This is a genomic window from Shewanella frigidimarina NCIMB 400 (genome assembly GCF_000014705.1).
Taxonomy (GTDB): Bacteria; Pseudomonadota; Gammaproteobacteria; order Enterobacterales; family Shewanellaceae; genus Shewanella; species Shewanella frigidimarina.
In genome coordinates this window covers 1-18,968 of the sequence record NC_008345.1, presented here as the reverse complement: position 1 = coordinate 18,968, position 18,968 = coordinate 1, and the positions used below count along the sequence as shown (strand labels likewise).

The window sequence follows — 18,968 nt, the reverse complement described above, 5'->3', positions numbered from 1 at the left end:
AACTGCACAGTAAATAAGATGTGGAAGTCGCTTTTAAGCAATAAGGAAGCAAGCAATGATCTACCAAAGCCCTACCATTCAGGTTGAGTTACTTGAAGATAATATTGCCAAACTGTGTTTTAACGCACAAGGTTCGGTAAATAAATTCGACAGAGAAACAATAGCCTCTCTTGATGCCGCCCTAGACAGCATCAAACAAAATACCAATATTAAAGCCTTGCTGCTGACATCAGCAAAAAGCACCTTTATTGTTGGCGCAGACATTACCGAATTCTTAACGCTATTTCAGCAAGACGATGCCACGTTGCTAGCTTGGGTTGAACAAGCCAACGCAGTATTCAATAAGCTAGAAGACTTACCGTTTCCGACAGCATCAGCGATTAACGGTTTTGCGTTAGGCGGTGGTTGCGAAACCATTTTAGCGACTGACTTACGCGTTGCTGATACCAATGCTCGCATCGGTTTACCAGAAACCAAATTAGGTCTTATTCCTGGTTTTGGTGGCACTGTGCGTTTACCTCGAGTAATCGGTGCAGATAATGCACTTGAGTGGATTACCACAGCTAAAGACCAACGCCCAGAAGATGCGTTAAAAGTAGGCGCTATTGATGCCGTTGTTGCACCAGAAAACCTAGAAGCTGCTGCGATTCAAATGTTGCATGATGCCCTTAATGGTAGCCTTGATTGGCAAGCTCGTCGCACCAAAAAGCAATCACCATTACAGTTACCAAAACTTGAAGCCATGATGTCTTTTGCTACCGCAAAAGGAATGGTGTTTTCTGTTGCAGGCAAGCATTATCCAGCGCCAATGGCCGCTGTGAATGTTGTTGAACAAGCTGCAGGTTTGGACCGTGATGGAGCATTAAAAGTAGAAGCGCTGGCGTTCATTAAATTAGCTAAAACAGATGTCGCACAAGCGCTAATTGGTATTTTCTTAAATGACCAGTTCGTTAAAGGTAAAGCAAAGAAAGCCGGTAAACTCGCTAAAGATGTTAACCAAGCAGCAGTATTGGGTGCAGGTATTATGGGCGGCGGCATTGCTTACCAAAGCGCCAGCAAAGGCACACCAATTGTAATGAAAGACATTGCTCAGCCAGCATTAGAGTTAGGCTTGAACGAAGCGGCTAAAATTCTGACAACACAAGTTGCGCGCGGTCGCTCTACGCCAGAGAAAATGGCTAAAGTATTAAACAACATCACGCCTTCACTAGATTATGCCGCTATCAAAAATAGCGATATCGTTGTAGAAGCGGTTGTTGAACATCCAAAAGTTAAGGCTACTGTACTAGCAGAAGTTGAAGGTTACGTATCAGAAGATGCCATTATTGCATCAAATACCTCGACTATCTCAATCAACTTACTGGCTAAAAGCCTTAAGAAACCTGAACGTTTCTGCGGTATGCACTTCTTTAACCCTGTGCACAAAATGCCATTAGTTGAAATTATCCGTGGTGAGCACAGCTCTGAAGAAACCATCGCAACGGTAGTGGCTTACGCCAGCAAAATGGGTAAAACTCCAATCGTAGTCAATGATTGCCCCGGCTTCTTTGTTAACCGCGTATTGTTCCCATACTTTGCAGGCTTCAGTGGTCTACTTGCTGAAGGTGCTGACTTTGCTGCCGTTGATAAAGTCATGGAAAAACAGTTCGGTTGGCCAATGGGCCCAGCTTACTTACTTGACGTAGTCGGTTTAGATACTGGTCACCACGCCCAAGCAGTTATGGCTGAAGGCTTCCCAGATCGCATGGGTAAAAATGGCAAAGACGCTATCGACATTATGTTTGAAAACAAACGTCTAGGTCAGAAAAACACTAAAGGTTTCTATGCCTATTCTGTTGACCGTCGTGGTAAGCCGAAGAAAGACATTGATCCAACAAGCTATGAATTATTAAGCGCTGAGTTCGGTGAATTAAAGGCATTCGAGTCTGATGACATCATCGCTCGCTGTATGATCCCGATGATCATCGAAACGGTTCGTTGTTTAGAAGAAGGCATTATTGCATCACCTGCTGAAGGCGATATGGGTCTAGTTTACGGTATTGGTTTCCCTCCATTCCGTGGCGGTGTATTCCGTTACTTAGACACCATGGGCGTAGCAAACTTTGTTGCCCTAGCAGACAAATACGCACATCTTGGTGGCTTATATCAGGTTACCGATGCAATGCGTGCACTTGCAGCCAACAATGGTAGTTACTACCAAGCCTAATTAGTGGGAAAGGAATTAAATCATGAAACAAGCTGTTATCGTAGACTGCATTCGCACCCCAATGGGCCGTTCTAAGGCTGGGGTATTTAGAAATGTACGTGCAGAAACATTGTCTGCAGAACTAATGAAAGCACTAATGGTGCGCAACCCACAATTAGACCCAAACGACATTGAAGATGTTATTTGGGGTTGTGTGCAACAAACTCTAGAGCAAGGCTTTAACATTGCCCGTAATGCATCATTGTTAGCTGGTATTCCTAAAACGGCTGGCGCAGTAACGGTAAACCGTTTATGTGGTTCGTCAATGGACGCCCTTCATCAAGCGGCTCGCGCCATTATGACTGGCCAAGGTGATACCTTCATTATTGGTGGTGTTGAGCACATGGGTCATGTACCAATGAACCACGGTGTTGATTTTCACCCAGGCCTTGCCAACCGTGTAGCTAAAGCATCTGGCATGATGGGCTTAACTGCTGAAATGTTAGGTAAAATGCACGGTATCACTCGTGAGCAACAAGATGCGTTTGCTGTACGTTCTCACCAACGTGCCCATGCTGCAACTATCGAAGGTCGCTTTGCTAAAGAAATTTGGGGCATTGAAGGCCACGATGCCAACGGCGCACTAATTAAAGTGATGACCGACGAAGTCATTCGTCCAGAAACGACACTAGAGTCACTTGCGGGTTTACGCCCAGCATTCGACCCAGTTAACGGCACGGTGACTGCAGGTACATCATCTGCATTATCTGACGGTGCTTCTGCAATGTTAGTGATGGAAGAATCTAAAGCACGTGCTTTAGGCTTAACTATCCGAGCACGTATTCGTTCAATGGCTGTTGCCGGTTGTGATGCTGCAATTATGGGTTATGGTCCAGTACCTGCCACCAAAAAAGCATTAGCACGCGCGGGCTTGTCGGTTGCCGATTTAGACCTTATCGAATTAAACGAAGCGTTTGCTGCACAGTCATTACCTTGTGTTAAAGATCTTGGCTTGCAAGATGTTGTCGATGAAAAGATTAACCTGAACGGTGGCGCAATTGCATTGGGCCACCCACTAGGTTGTTCTGGCGCACGTATATCGACAACACTGATCAACTTGATGGAAGAAAAAGATGCAACGCTTGGTCTTGCCACCATGTGTATCGGTTTAGGTCAAGGTATCGCAACTGTATTCGAACGCGTTTAATCGTTCTCATACCAAGCTGATACTTTTCAGTTGTATAAAGTGAGTTGTAAAAACGAGCCAAATTGGCTCGTTTTTTTTATTTTAAAATTCTTCTACTTTGGCTAATGTTCCACGTGAAACATGTTTTATGAAAATTAAAAAATAATAATAAAACTCAATATAACTTTAAAACCAAGCAAACTTGGCAAGCTTTAATGACAAGAGTAACATTAGCGCTAATTTGATAGATAAACATAGACAGCATTTCATGAACGATATTTATACCCAAGCACAACACCAACTCGATGCTCTCGGTCTTCGATGCCCCGAGCCAGTGATGATGATTCGAAAAACAGTACGAAAAATGGCAGAAGGTGAAACCTTATTAGTCATTGCAGATGATCCTGCCACCACTCGTGATATTCCAAGTTTTTGTGAATTTATGGATCACACGTTAATTGCCAGTGATATCAGCAAAACGCCATACCACTATTTACTCAAAAAAGGACTTTAACTAATGACCATCACATTGGAAGCAATCGCATATAAAACAGCGAAGCGCGGCATAATGAAGCCAGCCTTTTGTGCCAATGTGACCTTAGAACGAGGTGTCGAAAATGATATTTTTGGCAGACCAGGAAAACGTCAAGTTACTGTAATGTCAAAACAGCAGTGGCAAACAGCCTGCCAACAAATTGATGTCGATTTAGACTGGTTAACTCGAAGAGCGAATTTATTGATCAGCGGCTATGAATTTAGCGCTGCAGATGTTGGCAAAATAATCTCCATCGGCGCTGAACTTAAATTACAAATTACCGGCGAAACTGATCCGTGTAAAAAAATGGAAATGGCTCACACAGGACTGGAACAAGCATTAACACCAGACTGGCGTGGTGGTGTTACCTGCCGCGTAATTCAAGCTGGGTTAATACAACCAGATGACTCGGTAAATATAGATTAGTAAAACCGATAAATCATTTTCGTTTAAGCCTTCCATATTAAAATCTATCACTATAGCACTCGTTGTTTGTTAATAAATAACAAACAAACGTGTTAATGTCTGTCATTAATTGATACAGATTTGTTGTACACCTTATCGGTAATTTATGCGATAAAGGATCCATTCAAACCGACAAACGCAGTAAAGCCAAATACTCTTCAGGTCATCTAATCATGCCAAATGATATGAACTAAATGAGTATAGGCTTGATTAATTCCACTGAAAATAAAAACGATAACGGATAATCTACTCTATGTTGACTCAAAAACTCACCCCACTTTACACCGCAATAGCACTGACCCTTGGTATTTCTGGTTTTGCTTATGCCGAAAATGACAAAGTAAAATGGCATGTAAATGCTCCTGAAAATGCGCCATTAAGTAAAATAGATATCAATGTTACCGAAGGAACATGGATGAACGTCAATGTATCACCTGATGGTGAACACATTGTATTTGATTTATTAGGTGATATTTATCAAATACCGATAGCAGGAGGAGAAGCTAAACCACTGGCACAAGGTATCGCTTGGCAAATGCAGCCAGTATATAGCCCAGACGGTAAGTATATAGCTTTCACCTCTGATGAAGATGGTGGCGATAATATTTGGATAATGAATGCCGATGGTACCAATCCACATGCAATAACGACTGAAACGTTTCGTTTACTCAACAGCCCGGCTTGGAGTCCTGACTCACAGTATTTAGTGGCAAGAAAACACTTCACTGGTACTCGCAGCTTAGGAGCCGGTGAAGTGTGGATGTTTCACGTTGCTGGTGGCGAAGGAGTTAAACTAACTGAACGCCCTAATGAACAAAAAGATTTGGGTGAACCAGCCTACTCGCCAGATGGACGCTATATCTACTTTAGCCAAGATTCGACCCCAGGCAAGACCTTTCATTACTCAAAAGATTCTGTGAAAGGCATCTATAAGATTAAGCGTTATGACACCCAAACAGGCGATATTGAAGTATTGATTGAGGGCACCGGTGGTGCAATTAGACCGACACCAAGTCCTGATGGCAAAACCCTTGCCTACATCAAACGCGATGGATTCCAGTCGACCTTATATACCCTAGACTTAAAGTCTGGTGAAGAAACCAAGCTGTATGACAAACTCGATCGTGACATGCAAGAAACATGGGCTATTCACGGTGTTTATCCAACAATGTCGTGGACTAAAGACAATAAGCACATCGTATTTTGGGCTAAAGGTAAAATCAATAAACTTGATGTCGACAGTAAACAAGTAACAGACATTCCATTCAGTGTTAGCACTCAAAGAGATATTCAGCCATCGGTCCGCTTTACTCAAAACTTAGATAAAGATGAATTTGATGTAAAAATGCTGCGTATGGCACAAGTATCACCAGATGGCGAAAAAGTGGTATTTGAAGCCTTAGGTAAAATTTGGGTTCGTGATATTAAAGACGGAAAACATAAACGATTAACCCGTTTAGATGATGACATCAATGAGCTATTCCCACAGTGGTCACGTGATGGTAAAGACATCGTGTTCACTACATGGAATGATCAACAGCAAGGCACCGTCAGTGTTGTTAGCGCCAGAGGTGGTAAAGCCAAGGTGTTAACCAACGAGCCGGGCAAATATGTAGAGCCAACTTTTTCGCCTGATGGCGAATATATTGTTTATCGAAAAGCTCGCGGTGGATACATGACACCACGAACTTGGTCACAAGAACCGGGTTTATATAAAGTCGATATAAAAGGAAAGCAAAGCACTAAACTAACTGCCAGTGGCCATCAACCACAATTTGGTAACGACTCAGATCGTGTTTACTTTATGGATTCAGGTGAGACCCCAGAGTTTGCATCAATCGGTATGAACGGTTTTGAAAAACGAACCCATTACACCAGCGACCACGCTACCGAGTTTCGTTTATCACCAAACGGCGAGCACCTAGCTTTTGCAGAGCGCTTTAGAGTGTACGTCACTCCTTTTGCGAAACACGGCGAAACCATTGCTATTGGACCTAAAGCAAGCAACTTACCCATTACCCAATTAAGTGCTCGTGCCGGCGAAAGCATTAGCTGGAACGGTAAAAATAACCAACTGTATTGGACATTGGGCCCTGATTTATACCAAGCCGATGTCGACACTCAATATACAAAATCTGAAACCAAGGTCGATCCCAAAATAACCTCTATTGGCTTTAAAGATAAGGCCGATGTTCCACGTGGAACAGTTGTGTTTACTGGCGGTAAAGTTATCACTATGGAGAATGATCAGGTTATTGATAATGGCGTTGTTATCGTTAAAGACAATAAAATTGTCAGCGTTGGTGATGCCAATACGATTATTCCTAAAAATGCTCAAGTCATCGATATTAGCGGTAAAACCATTATGCCTGGCATATTTGATGCCCATGCACATGGCGGCCAAGCAGATGATGAAATTATTCCACAGCAAAACTGGGCCTTATATTCTGGCTTATCACTTGGGGTAACATCTATTCATGATCCATCGAATGACACAACCGAAATTTTTGCTGCTTCCGAACAACAAAAAGCAGGCAATATTGTTGGACCACGTATTTTCTCAACAGGGACTATTTTATACGGCGCCAACTTACCAGGTTATACCTCGCATGTAGATTCACTTGATGATGCAAAGTTTCACTTAGAACGTCTTAAAAAAGTCGGTGCGTTTAGTGTTAAGAGTTACAACCAGCCACGTCGAGATCAACGACAACAGATAATTGCTGCTGCACGAGAACTCGAAATGATGGTAGTCCCTGAAGGTGGCAGTTTGCTGCAGCACAATTTATCTATGATAGCGGATGGTCACACCACGGTAGAACATTCGTTGCCAGCGGCTTCTATTTATAATGACATCAAACAATTTTGGAGCCAAACAGAAGTTCACTACACACCGACCTTAGTTGTCGCATATGGCGGTATTTCTGGCGAGCATTACTGGTATGACAAAACTGATGTTTGGGCTCACCCTCGCCTAAGCATGTATGTTCCGCATGATATTCTTGATGCCCGTTCAATGCGCCGCACGACCGCGCCAGACGAACATTACAACCATTTTAATGTTGCCCGCGTAGCAAATGAGTTAAACAACATTGGCGTTAAACCCAATATTGGTGCTCACGGTCAACGAGAAGGATTGGCTGCACATTGGGAGATGTGGATGTTTGCTCAAGGCGGTATGAGTAATATGGAAGTATTAAAAACAGCGACTATTAACCCTGCCGTCACCTTCGGTATGGATCATCAACTGGGTTCTATTAAAGTTGGTAAATTAGCGGACTTAATAGTGATTGATGGCGATCCATTAGCTGATATAAGAACGACTGATAAAGTCACTTACACCATGGTCAATGGTAAGTTATTTAATTCAGAAACCATGAATCAGCTAAATGGTGATAAACATAAACGTAAGCCATTTTTCTTTGAAAAAATCTAACAATTAAGTAAGACAATAAAAAGGGTGTTCCACGTGGAACACCCTTTTTATACTTTTAATAAAATCAATACTGACCGTGACAATGACAATCTGTCGTATGATCGTTTACCATTCCAACCGCTTGCATAAAAGCATAACAAATTGTTGGGCCAACAAAATTAAAACCAAGCTTTTTTAATGCCTTAGACATAGCTTCAGATTCTGCCGTTTGTGCAGGAACTTGGCTTGATGAACTGAAGTTGTTTGCTCTCGGTTCACCACCAACAAATCCCCATAAAAACTTAGAGAAATCATCACCCTGCTCAACAAAGGCTAAATAAGCTTTAGCATTTCTGATGATCGAGTTTATTTTAAGACGATTGCGTACAATACCCGGTTCTAGCATTAACGCTTCCACTTTAGCTTGATCGTACTGTGCAATAATACTCGGCTCAAAATTAGCAAACAGTTGCTGGTAGTTTTGTTGCTTTTTAAGAATCGTAATCCAAGATAATCCAGCTTGTTGACCATCAAGACACAACTTAGCAAAAAGCTGTTTGGCATCGAACTCTGGACGTCCCCATACTGTATCGTGGTAATGCTGATATAAAGGGTCTTCACTTACCCAGCCACATCGGTTAACTTGCATGGTATGGTTCCATTAACGTTTTTATTAGTACGTTAAAAAATAACCTACATCTGCCTTGCTCTACAAGGTATAATCATTAACATTTTCTATTAATAGCCTGACAGTAGTAGACATGACGACGAAACACGACGTAAAGACATTTCAGGGTTTCATCCTAACCCTTCAGGAATATTGGGCGCAGCAAGGTTGCGCAATTGTTCAACCTCTAGATATGGAAGTTGGCGCTGGTACTTTCCACCCGCAGACGTTCTTACGTTCATTAGGCCCTGAGCCAATGAGCAGTGCATACGTGCAACCGTCTCGCCGTCCTACTGATGGACGTTATGGTGAAAACCCAAACCGCCTGCAACATTACTACCAATTTCAAGTAGTGCTAAAGCCATCTCCAGATAACATTCAAGAGCTTTATTTAGGCTCACTTGAAGCGCTTGGCATCGACACCAAAGTACATGACATTCGCTTTGTTGAAGACAACTGGGAGTCGCCAACATTAGGTGCTTGGGGTTTAGGCTGGGAAATTTGGCTTAATGGTATGGAAGTGACTCAGTTCACCTACTTCCAACAAGTTGGCGGAATTGAATGTAGTCCTGTTACAGGTGAAATCACTTACGGGCTTGAGCGTTTAGCCATGTACATTCAAGAAGTTGATAGCGTATATGATCTTGTTTGGACTGACGGACCACTTGGTCGTGTCACTTATGGTGACATTTTCCATCAGAACGAAGTAGAACAGTCTACCTATAACTTCGAACATGCCGATGTCGATTTTATGTTCACCCTATTCGATCAATGTGAAAAAATGTGCATGCACTTACTATCACTAGAAAAGCCATTACCACTACCTGCTTACGAGCAAGTAATGAAAGCATCACACGCTTTTAACTTACTTGATGCTCGCCATGCTATATCAGTCACTGAACGTCAGCGTTATATCCTTCGCGTTCGTACTATGGCAAAAGGTGTTGCAGAATCTTATTATCAAGCACGTGAAGCTCTTGGCTTCCCAATGTGTAAGTAGAGGTAACGAATGAATTTTGAAAACTTACTCATTGAAGTTGGTACCGAAGAATTACCACCAAAAGCGCTGCGCACGTTAGCTGAATCATTTTTAACGAGCTTTACTGATGAATTAACTAAAGCTGATTTACCTTTTGAGTCTGCAGTTTGGTATGCAGCCCCTCGCCGCTTAGCGATTAATGTATTGGGTCTAGCATTAGCACAAGCCGATAAAGTCGTTGAAAAACGCGGCCCCGCGGTTAGCTCAGCATTTGATGCTGACGGTAACCCAACGAAAGCAGCACAAGGCTGGGCTCGTGGTAACGGTATTACGGTTGAGCAAGCAGAGCGATTAGTCACCGATAAAGGTGAATGGTTAGTCCATCAAGCTAAAGTGGTTGGCGTTGAAACCAAAAGCTTAATAGCTGACATGGCACAGCGCGCACTCGATAAGTTACCAATCCCTAAGCCAATGCGTTGGGGTAACAACAAAACTCAGTTTATTCGCCCAGTCCACACAGTGACAATGTTATTAGGTAGCGAATTAGTTGCTGGTGAATTACTTGGTATTACATCTAACCGCATTATTCGTGGCCACCGCTTTATGGGTAAAGCCAGCTTTGAGTTGGATCATGCTGACAATTATTTAGCCGCGCTAAAAGAGCAAGGTAAAGTTCTAGCAGATTATGAATTACGTAAATCGCTAATCAAAGCTGATGCTGAAGCAGCTGCAGCAAAATTAGGTGGTATTGCCGATATTCAAGATGGACTACTTGAAGAAGTCGCTTCTCTAGTTGAATGGCCAATAGTGTTAACAGCAAGCTTTGAAGAAAAGTTTTTAAACGTACCTTCTGAAGCGTTGGTTTACACCATGAAAGGTGACCAAAAATACTTCCCAGTATTTGATAAAGCCGGCAAATTACTGCCTAACTTTATCTTTGTCACCAACATTGAATCTAAAGATCCACAACAGATTATTTCAGGTAACGAAAAAGTAGTTCGCCCACGTTTAGCGGATGCTGAGTTCTTCTTTAATACCGATAAAAAGAACACACTTGAATCTCGTATTGCCAGTTTAGAAACGGTTGTATTCCAAAAACAACTTGGTACGTTGAAAGCGCGTGTTGAACGTATTTCTGAGTTAGCAGGTTTCATTGCGACGCAAATGAACAACAACGGTGTTGAGACCAACAGTGTAGATGCTAGCCGTGCTGGTTTATTGTCTAAAACAGACCTAATGACCAACATGGTCATGGAATTTACTGATACTCAAGGCACTATGGGCATGCATTACGCCCGCCTAGATGGCGAAACAGAAGCTGTTGCTATCGCACTTGAAGAACAGTACAAACCTAAATTTTCTGGTGATACAGTACCAACGGCTACAGTGTCGTGTGCGGTTGCTTTAGCTGAAAAATTAGATACGCTAGTGGGTATTTTTGGTATTGGTCAAGCACCAAAAGGTGCGGCAGACCCATTTGCACTTCGCCGCGCAGCCATTGGTATTTTGCGCGTTATTGTAGAAAACAAACTGCCACTGGACTTGGTTGAGTTAATTGCTAAAGCACAAGCTTTGCATGCGACTAATATTACTAACACCAATACCAGTGATGATGTGCTTGAATTCCTTCTCGCACGTTTCCGAGCTTGGTACCAAGATAAAGGCATTCAAGTTGATGTTATTTTAGCTGTACTGGCTCGTCGTCCAACAAAACCTGCTGATTTTGACAGTCGTGTTAAAGCTGTATCACATTTCCGTGGCTTAGAAGCTTCTACAGCGCTAGCAGCGGCAAATAAGCGTGTTTCTAATATATTGGCTAAAGTTGAAGGCGAATTACCCGCAACCATCAATTCAGCTCTATTAACAGAACCAGCAGAGAAAGCGTTAGCTGATAAGCTTGTACAGTTACAACCACAGTTAGCTCCACTGTTTGCTGATGGCAATTACCAACAAGCATTAACGCTATTGGCTGACTTACGCGAAAATGTCGATCAGTTCTTTGAAGATGTGATGGTAATGGCAGATGATGAAGCATTGAAAAATAACCGCTTAGCGTTATTAACCAATCTTCGTGAGCAGTTCTTGCACGTTGCAGACATTTCGTTGCTGCAATAATGTAAATTAGCTGCAGTTGAGATAAAAGCGCCGTAAGGCGCTTTTTTTATGACTTACTTTTTTATAGCTTAAGAGTATCAGCCACAACTTGGGGCTATAAAGGATTGAGACAGACCTTACCCGCATTGAAAACAATTTAAAACTGGATAAGCTTTTGATGTAATTCTATAAAATCTTCTTCACTACACTCTACCTGAGCTAACAATACCGCTAGTGCTGGTTGAGGCAATTTGTCGACTTGTAACAGCATTGAACATTCACTAATAATATTGGCTTTCCAAATAAGCAGTGTCATGCCATCAGTTGGTTTAATATTAGTATTGGCCAATAACGTTAACGGTGTTTCAAAGTGTTGTGAGAGTTGCCAACTGCGCGCTAACAATGCACTTAAGGTTAACGATTTTGTGGTCATCACCTGCTTAAAAAGTATTGAATTGGGTTGTTCTCCTGGTTCAGCTTGATAAAAAGCGTCCACCAGCATTTTAAAAATCGCAATTTTACCCACATCATGCAGTAAGCCTAATAGAAAAGCACTGTCTCGTTGCTCGTTGCTCGCTAACTCGCTAGCCAAAAAAGCCACTTGCATAGAATGACGCCAGATTTCAGCCCCAAAGCGTCTAAAGTAAATTGGCTTTATATCGATTAACTCACGGGCTAAACACGCGGTAATAAATTGCCTTAATTGTTGCCTGCCCACTTGTACTAACGCTTGTTGAATACTGCTAACATCGGTATCCGCTCGTTTAAAAGCGGGCGAGTTACATAACTTGAGCACTTCAACACACAACAAAGGGTCTTGCTCAATAAGTAGTATTAACTCTTGGGTTTCAATATTGTCGTCGCCAAGTTTTTTATCAAGCTCGAGTATTTTACTGGGAAGCTTTAATACGTTTTCTGCAATCGACTGCGGTGAGCTTAATGCCTGTTCAATATTTTGCATTACACTACGTTCAAGATTATTGGCAATACCTGTGGTCGTAGTGGATGGAGTTGCAAACAATAAACTATAAAATAAAGCCGATAGATCTAATTGTGATTCAACAGCTTGATGCTCCGTAACCTCAATTGCAGGTACAGGTGTCTGTGGTTTGGTTTGTTGACGTTTTTCTGCGGTGGTAATGCCAGTGAATTTAGCCTGTTCATTGCGGTCACGAACATTAAACAATTTTTTAAAGAAACCAATAACCACTATAAATAGCCTTATGAAGTGTTAAGTAAATACGATTATAACCATAGCACTAAAAACAAAAATGGGTGCCAAAGGCACCCATTTTTACACAAAACTTATGTTATACGTCTAAGTTGGCCACATTAAGCGCGTTAGTTTCAATAAACTCACGACGCGGCTCAACTTGGTCACCCATCAAACATGTGAATAGCTGATCAGCAGCTACCGCATCTTCAATAGTAACGCGTAACATACGACGTGATTCCGGATCCATTGTAGTTTCCCACAATTGTTCAGGGTTCATTTCGCCCAATCCTTTATAACGTTGTATGTACAGGCCGCGTTTCGCTTCACTAATAGTCCAATCTAATGCTTCTAAGAAGCTTTCAACTTCTTTAACACGTTCACCACGTTGTACATAACCACCTTCTTCAATCATACCCTCTAATGCCGCGCCTAACTTAGCGATACGCTGGTAATCAGATGAAGTGAAGAAGTCATAACCAAATAGATAGTTAGTATCGATACCGTGCTTACGGATTGTCACGCTAGGGGTGTAAACCTTGCGCTCAGGGTCAAGCATTACATTGGCAGTAAAAATAATACCGCTACTTTCACGTTCAACTAAATCTGCAATGAAGCCATTACACCATTCGGTCATTTGCGCTTCATCACTTAACACTGCGGCAGTCACTTCAGGGTGATACAACATACGGTCAAGTAGGTTGGTCGGGTAACGTTTTTCTAGGCGCTTAATAATGCGCTCAACTTCACGATACTGTGCCACTAAACGCTCTAATGGCTCACCAGACATACCAAAAGCACCTGGGCTTGGATAAATATTGGTACCATCAAGAGCTTGAGTGGTTAAATACTCAGTCAATGCTGGCTCATCTTTCAAATACTGTTCTTGCTTACCTTTTTTCACTTTGAAAAGTGGTGGTTGAGCAATATAAATATAGCCACGCTGGATCAATTCAGGCATTTGACGGAAGAAGAAGGTCAACAGCAAAGTACGAATGTGTGAGCCGTCGACGTCAGCATCGGTCATGATGATGATGTTGTGATAACGAGTCTTATCTGGATTATATTCATCGCGGCCAATGCCACAACCTAATGCAGTAATCAGCGTTGCCACTTCTTGTGAAGATAACATCTTGTCAAAACGCGCTTTTTCTACGTTTAAGATCTTACCTTTTAGCGGAAGAATCGCTTGGTTTTTACGGTTACGTCCCTGCTTGGCTGATCCACCAGCAGAGTCTCCTTCCACTATATATATTTCAGAAAGACCAGGATCTTTCTCTTGGCAGTCAGCTAATTTACCTGGCAAACCACCTAAATCTAACGCGCCTTTACGACGTGTCATTTCACGCGCTTTACGCGCCGCTTCACGAGCACGTGCAGCATCAACAATTTTACCAACAATTAATTTAGCATCGGCTGGGTTTTCTAATAGGTAATCATTTAACTGCTCACCCATTGTTTGTTCAACCGCGCTTTTCACTTCACTAGACACAAGTTTGTCTTTAGTTTGCGAGCTAAACTTTGGATCAGGTACTTTTACTGAAATAACCGCGGTCAAGCCTTCACGCGCATCATCACCTGTGGCACTAGTCTTACCTTTTTTGTTAAACCCTTCACGTTCCATGTAGTTATTCAAGTTACGTGTTAATGCACCACGGAAACCGGCTAAGTGAGTACCACCGTCGCGTTGTGGGATGTTATTGGTAAAACAAAAAATATTCTCTTGATAACCATCGTTCCACTGCATAGCAACTTCAACGGTGATACCGTCTTCGCGTTCATGAGAAAAATGGAAAACATCTTTGTTAATCGGCGTTTTGTTACGGTTTAAGTAATCAACAAAAGCACTAATACCGCCTTCATACTTAAAGAACTCATCTTTACCGTCGCGCTCGTCAACTAAACGAATGCCTACACCAGAGTTCAAAAATGATAGTTCGCGTACGCGTTTGGCTAAAATTTCAAAATGAAATTCAACATCAGTAAACGTGTCACTACTTGGCCAGAAGCGGAGTTCGGTACCGGTTTTAACCGCATCACCAATTTCTTTGATAGGCGCATCGGGTACACCATGAGTATAAAACTGCTCATAGACTTTACCTGCTCTACGAATGGTTAACTGCAGTTTTTGCGATAACGCGTTAACTACAGATACACCCACACCGTGCAGACCACCAGAGACTTTATAAGAGTTATCATCAAACTTACCGCCAGCATGAAGTACGGTCATAATAACTTCAGCGGCAGAGATACCCTCTTCTTCATGTATCGAAACAGGAATACCACGACCATCGTCTTTTACTGAGACTGAACCATCTGAATGAATGCTAATGGTGATATCACTACAATGGCCTGCTAAAGCTTCATCGATAGAGTTATCGACCACTTCGAATACCATGTGATGAAGACCTGTGCCATCATCAGTATCACCAATGTACATACCAGGTCTCTTACGGACTGCATCAAGGCCTTTTAATACCTTGATACTCGAAGAATCGTAACTATTCTCTGACATATTTATCTCTCGTTGTTATTCAATAACCGTTACCAGCCCTTGTTCCACATGAAACATCCTGTTTGGAGGGCTAGATAACGAATCGACTATTGCTTGCGGATCGATCGCAGTGACAAAAATTTGTGCACCGGTTTCGGTTAACAGCTGTAGCAATAGCTGCCTATGCTGTGCATCCAACTCCGACGGTAAATCGTCGACTAGATAAATACTATTTTTATCTAGTTGTTGTTTGAGCAACTTTCCCTGTGCAATACGCAGTGCACAGACTAATAATTTTAATTGTCCACGGGACAACGCATCCTGCGCTGGCAAATTACCCACACGCAAACGTAAGTCTGCTTTATGGGGGCCGCTGCCCGTATTTCCAGCGGCTAAATCTCTTGAGTATTGGTTTTCAAGTAATTGGGCAAAATCCGTTTTACTATCCCATCCTCGAGTAAAAGAAACCTTAATATCAATCCGAGGTAAAAACACTCCGATTATACCCTTTAGTAGCACATTTAACGAGTCTACATATTGATTTCGTATATCGGTAACCTGTTCAGCATACCGCACCAACTCCTTATCCCAAAACTGTATTTGGTTATAGGAAGATTGATTTCTAAGTAATTGGTTTCGTTGCTTTAATACCTTTCGAGTATTCACCCAAGCTTGATAAAAATGTGGATCAGAATGAAATGCACCCCAATCGATAAATTGACGGCGGGCTTTAGGTCCCTCGAACAATAAAGAAAAACTTTCGGGAGTAATAACTTGAATGGGTAATGTTTCGGCCAGGGTTGATAAACGCTTCACTTTCTCGCCATCAATTTTTACTTCGATCTCACCACTTCGATGACGACGTAAGCCAATTTTACAATCTCTATCTGCATCAATTAAATGCGCAAATAAGGTCAGTTTATCATCATCATTATTGATCACTCGTTGGGATAAATGGCTGCGAAACGAACGCCCCATTCCCAAGAAGTAAATCGCTTCAAGAATACTGGTTTTGCCACTGCCATTTTGACCGTAAATCAAATTTAAGCCATCACAAGGCTGTAATGAAGCAGAGGTAATATTACGAAATGAACCAATGTTAATGCGTGATAAACTCATGAAGACCTATTGTGATAACCCAATAAAACGCTAGAGACAAAGAAGGTGCTTTGCAGCACCTTTGATATAGCAATAACACAATAACGCATTACAGGCGCATTGGCATCACCACATACATAGAATCTTCTTCTTTGTGGTTCTCAATCAAGGCACTGGAATTACCATCAATTAAAGTAATTCGCACTTCATCACTGGCTAAGTTGTTTAATACATCAAGCAGGTAACTAACATTAAAACCAATTTCTAGATTGTCGGAGTCATATTCAACATCAATAATCTCTTCTGCTTCTTCTTGCTCAGGATTATTGGCAGTAATTTTCAATAAACCAGTTTCAAGCTGAATACGTACTCCACGGAATTTTTCATTCGATAGGATAGAAGCACGAGTTAACGCTTGTTTTAGTTGATTGCGACTGGCGATAACCACTTTGTTGCCACCCTTAGGTAACACGCGGCGGTAATCAGGGAAACGGCCATCTACAAGCTTACTGGTAAATACTGCAGAACTGGTAATCGCTCTAATGGCATTATCACCAATGGCAATGGTAATGTCCTGGTCGTCACTGTCGAGCAAGCGCGCCATTTCAACCACCCCTTTACGAGGCACAATAACTTGTTTTTCAGGTAATGAAACATCAAGCGTACGATGGCTTAAGGCTAAACGATGTCCGTCGGTAGCAATAGCACGTAATACATTGCCTTCCGTTTCAAATAACAAACCGTTGAGATAATAACGGACATCTTGATTAGCCATTGAAAACTGAGTTGAATCAATAATCGACTTCAACACGCCTTGCTTTAAGCTAAATTCGATATCCGCTTGAAACTCTTCAACGTTGGGATAATCTTCGGCGGGTAATGTTGCCAATGAAAAACGGCTGCGACCTGAACGCAATAACCATTTATTATCTTGTTGTTCGACCTTTAATTCGCTCTGCTCTGGTAATGACTTAACAATATCCAGTAGCTTTTTAGCAGGAACCGTCGTACGACCGATATCAATGTCACCATGAATAGCCGCTTGGCCCACCAACTCAACCTCTAAATCAGTGCCCGTTAGCTTAAGTGATGACTCACTAACTTCAACTAATAAGTTGGCTAAAATAGGTAAGTTGTGTCTGCGTTCTACCGCGCCGCACACTAGCTGCAACGGCTTTAATAGGGCGTCCCTATCAATTGAAAATTTCATCGTGTCTACATTCCCTGAATTAAGAAGACAAAGTTCTAATCAAGTTAGCATAATCTTCTTTAATATCATGACTTTCTTCGCGCAGTTGGGCGATTTTACGACAAGCATGTAATACTGTCGTATGGTCACGACCACCAAAAGCATCACCAATTTCCGGTAAACTTTGGTTAGTAAGTTCTTTAGATAGCGCCATTGCCACTTGCCTAGGCCTTGCCACACTGCGAGAACGGCGTTTAGACAGCATATCTGCCATTTTTATTTTGTAGTATTCAGCAACAGTCTTCTGAATATTATCTATAGTGACTAATTTTTCTTGTAGTGCCAAGAGATCTCTTAATGCTTCACGCACAAAGTCGATAGTGATTGGACGGCCAGTAAAGTTAGCATTAGCAATCACGCGGTTTAGTGCACCTTCTAATTCACGTACGTTTGAACGTAAACGCTTGGCAATAAAGAATGCCACTTCATCAGGTAGGTTTATTCCGCTCTCTTGTGCTTTGCGCATTAAAATAGCTACGCGGGTTTCTAATTCAGGTGGCTCAATAGCAACCGTTAAGCCCCAACCAAAGCGTGATTTTAAGCGATCCTCTACCCCGTCGATCTCTTTTGGATAACGATCTGAGGTTAAAATAATTTGATGATTACCTTCTAACAATGCATTAAAGGTATGGAAAAACTCTTCTTGTGAACGATCTTTATTGGCAAAAAATTGAATGTCATCAATAAATAGCGCATCGACACTACGGTAATAACGTTTAAATTCTTCGATCGCGTTATTTTGCAGCGCTTTTACCATGTCCTGAACAAAACGCTCAGAATGCATATACACCACTTTGGCATTGGGATTATTTTTAATAATGCCATTACCAACCGCGTGTAAAAGGTGAGTTTTACCTAAACCAGTGCCGCCATATAAAAATAACGGATTATAAGCACCACCAGGATTTTCAGAAACTTGCAATGCCGCTGCTTTGCCTAACTGGTTCGATTTACCTTCAACGAAGTTATCAAATTGGTAAGTAGGATTAATATTGCTGCGGTGATTAGGGTTAATAATCGGTTCAGCCTGGGTATTAAAGGACGTGGTTCCTACCTGGGCTTTAGTTTGGCGATTAACAGGTTTAGCCGCTACAGGAGCTGGCGCAACCGGACGAGCTGAAGGACGGCTACCAATATCAAAACGTAACTTAGGTGCATTACTGCCCATTTGTTCAGTAAAAAATTGATTAATGATATTGATGTATTTATCGCGTACCCAATCCAGCACAAAACGATTTGGCGCATACAAAACCAAAGTATCACCATCCATTTCAGCCTGTAACGGACGGATCCACATACTGAACTGCTGTGCTGATAACTCGTCTTGCAGTCTGCCGATACATTGTTGCCAAAGTGAAACCGCCACTTATTTATCCCCAAATATCTTT

General features: G+C 42.0%; 13 protein-coding genes. 7 read left to right on the top strand and 6 right to left on the bottom strand.

The features are described from left to right. Nucleotides 1-55: 55 nt before the first annotated feature. From fadB to SFRI_RS00045, 5 genes are all read left to right on the top strand, one after another. The gene (gene fadB, locus SFRI_RS00065) at nt 56-2,206 is read left to right on the top strand and encodes a fatty acid oxidation complex subunit alpha FadB (protein WP_011635505.1); all 2,151 of its coding nucleotides are present in this window, start codon (nt 56-58) and stop codon (nt 2,204-2,206) included. Between the two features lie 22 nt (nt 2,207-2,228). Next, nucleotides 2,229-3,392: an acetyl-CoA C-acyltransferase FadA gene (fadA, locus tag SFRI_RS00060; protein WP_011635504.1), complete on the top strand. Its 1,164-nt coding sequence runs from the start codon at nt 2,229-2,231 to the stop codon at nt 3,390-3,392. Between the two features lie 247 nt (nt 3,393-3,639). Next, nucleotides 3,640-3,885, top strand: a complete 246-nt coding sequence (gene tusA, locus SFRI_RS00055; RefSeq protein WP_011635503.1) for a sulfurtransferase TusA — start codon at nt 3,640-3,642, stop codon at nt 3,883-3,885. A 3-nt stretch (nt 3,886-3,888) separates the two neighbouring features. After that, entirely contained in the window at nt 3,889-4,332 is a 444-nt protein-coding gene (locus SFRI_RS00050) for an MOSC domain-containing protein (RefSeq protein ID WP_011635502.1), read from the top strand. Between the two features lie 292 nt (nt 4,333-4,624). Beyond that, nucleotides 4,625-7,807 carry an amidohydrolase family protein gene (locus SFRI_RS00045; RefSeq protein WP_011635501.1) on the top strand — a complete coding sequence of 1,061 codons (3,183 nt, stop codon included), beginning with the start codon at nt 4,625-4,627 and terminating at the stop codon, nt 7,805-7,807. A gap of 64 nt (nt 7,808-7,871) precedes the next feature. On the opposite strand, the gene SFRI_RS00040 is transcribed toward SFRI_RS00045, so the two are convergent. Continuing rightward, nucleotides 7,872-8,435, bottom strand: a complete 564-nt coding sequence (locus SFRI_RS00040) for a DNA-3-methyladenine glycosylase I (RefSeq protein WP_011635500.1) — start codon at nt 8,433-8,435, stop codon at nt 7,872-7,874. Nucleotides 8,436-8,547: 112 nt separating this feature from the next. Here SFRI_RS00040 and glyQ point away from each other — a divergent pair, with 112 nt between their 5' ends. Both glyQ and glyS read left to right on the top strand, forming a co-directional pair. Further along, nucleotides 8,548-9,453 (top strand): glycine--tRNA ligase subunit alpha, encoded by a 906-nt coding sequence (glyQ, locus tag SFRI_RS00035; protein WP_011635499.1) that lies wholly within the window; start codon nt 8,548-8,550, stop codon nt 9,451-9,453. 9 nt (nt 9,454-9,462) lie between these two features. Next, complete coding sequence (gene glyS / locus SFRI_RS00030; protein WP_011635498.1) at nt 9,463-11,547, top strand: glycine--tRNA ligase subunit beta; 2,085 nt, start codon at nt 9,463-9,465, stop codon at nt 11,545-11,547. Nucleotides 11,548-11,683: 136 nt separating this feature from the next. Here glyS and SFRI_RS00025 read toward each other — a convergent pair whose 3' ends face one another. From SFRI_RS00025 to dnaA, 5 genes are all read right to left on the bottom strand, one after another. Then, nucleotides 11,684-12,736: an HDOD domain-containing protein gene (locus SFRI_RS00025; RefSeq protein WP_011635497.1), complete on the bottom strand. Its 1,053-nt coding sequence runs from the start codon at nt 12,734-12,736 to the stop codon at nt 11,684-11,686. 100 nt (nt 12,737-12,836) lie between these two features. Next, on the bottom strand, nt 12,837-15,254 hold the full coding sequence (gene gyrB / locus SFRI_RS00020; protein WP_011635496.1) for a DNA topoisomerase (ATP-hydrolyzing) subunit B: 2,418 nt from the start codon (nt 15,252-15,254) through the stop codon (nt 12,837-12,839). Between the two features lie 15 nt (nt 15,255-15,269). After that, entirely contained in the window at nt 15,270-16,352 is a 1,083-nt protein-coding gene (gene recF / locus SFRI_RS00015; protein ID WP_011635495.1) for a DNA replication/repair protein RecF, read from the bottom strand. A gap of 88 nt (nt 16,353-16,440) precedes the next feature. Further along, nucleotides 16,441-17,541, bottom strand: a complete 1,101-nt coding sequence (gene dnaN / locus SFRI_RS00010; protein WP_011635494.1) for a DNA polymerase III subunit beta — start codon at nt 17,539-17,541, stop codon at nt 16,441-16,443. Between the two features lie 19 nt (nt 17,542-17,560). Beyond that, nucleotides 17,561-18,946 (bottom strand): chromosomal replication initiator protein DnaA, encoded by a 1,386-nt coding sequence (gene dnaA, locus SFRI_RS00005; RefSeq protein ID WP_011635493.1) that lies wholly within the window; start codon nt 18,944-18,946, stop codon nt 17,561-17,563. Nucleotides 18,947-18,968: the final 22 nt, after the last annotated feature.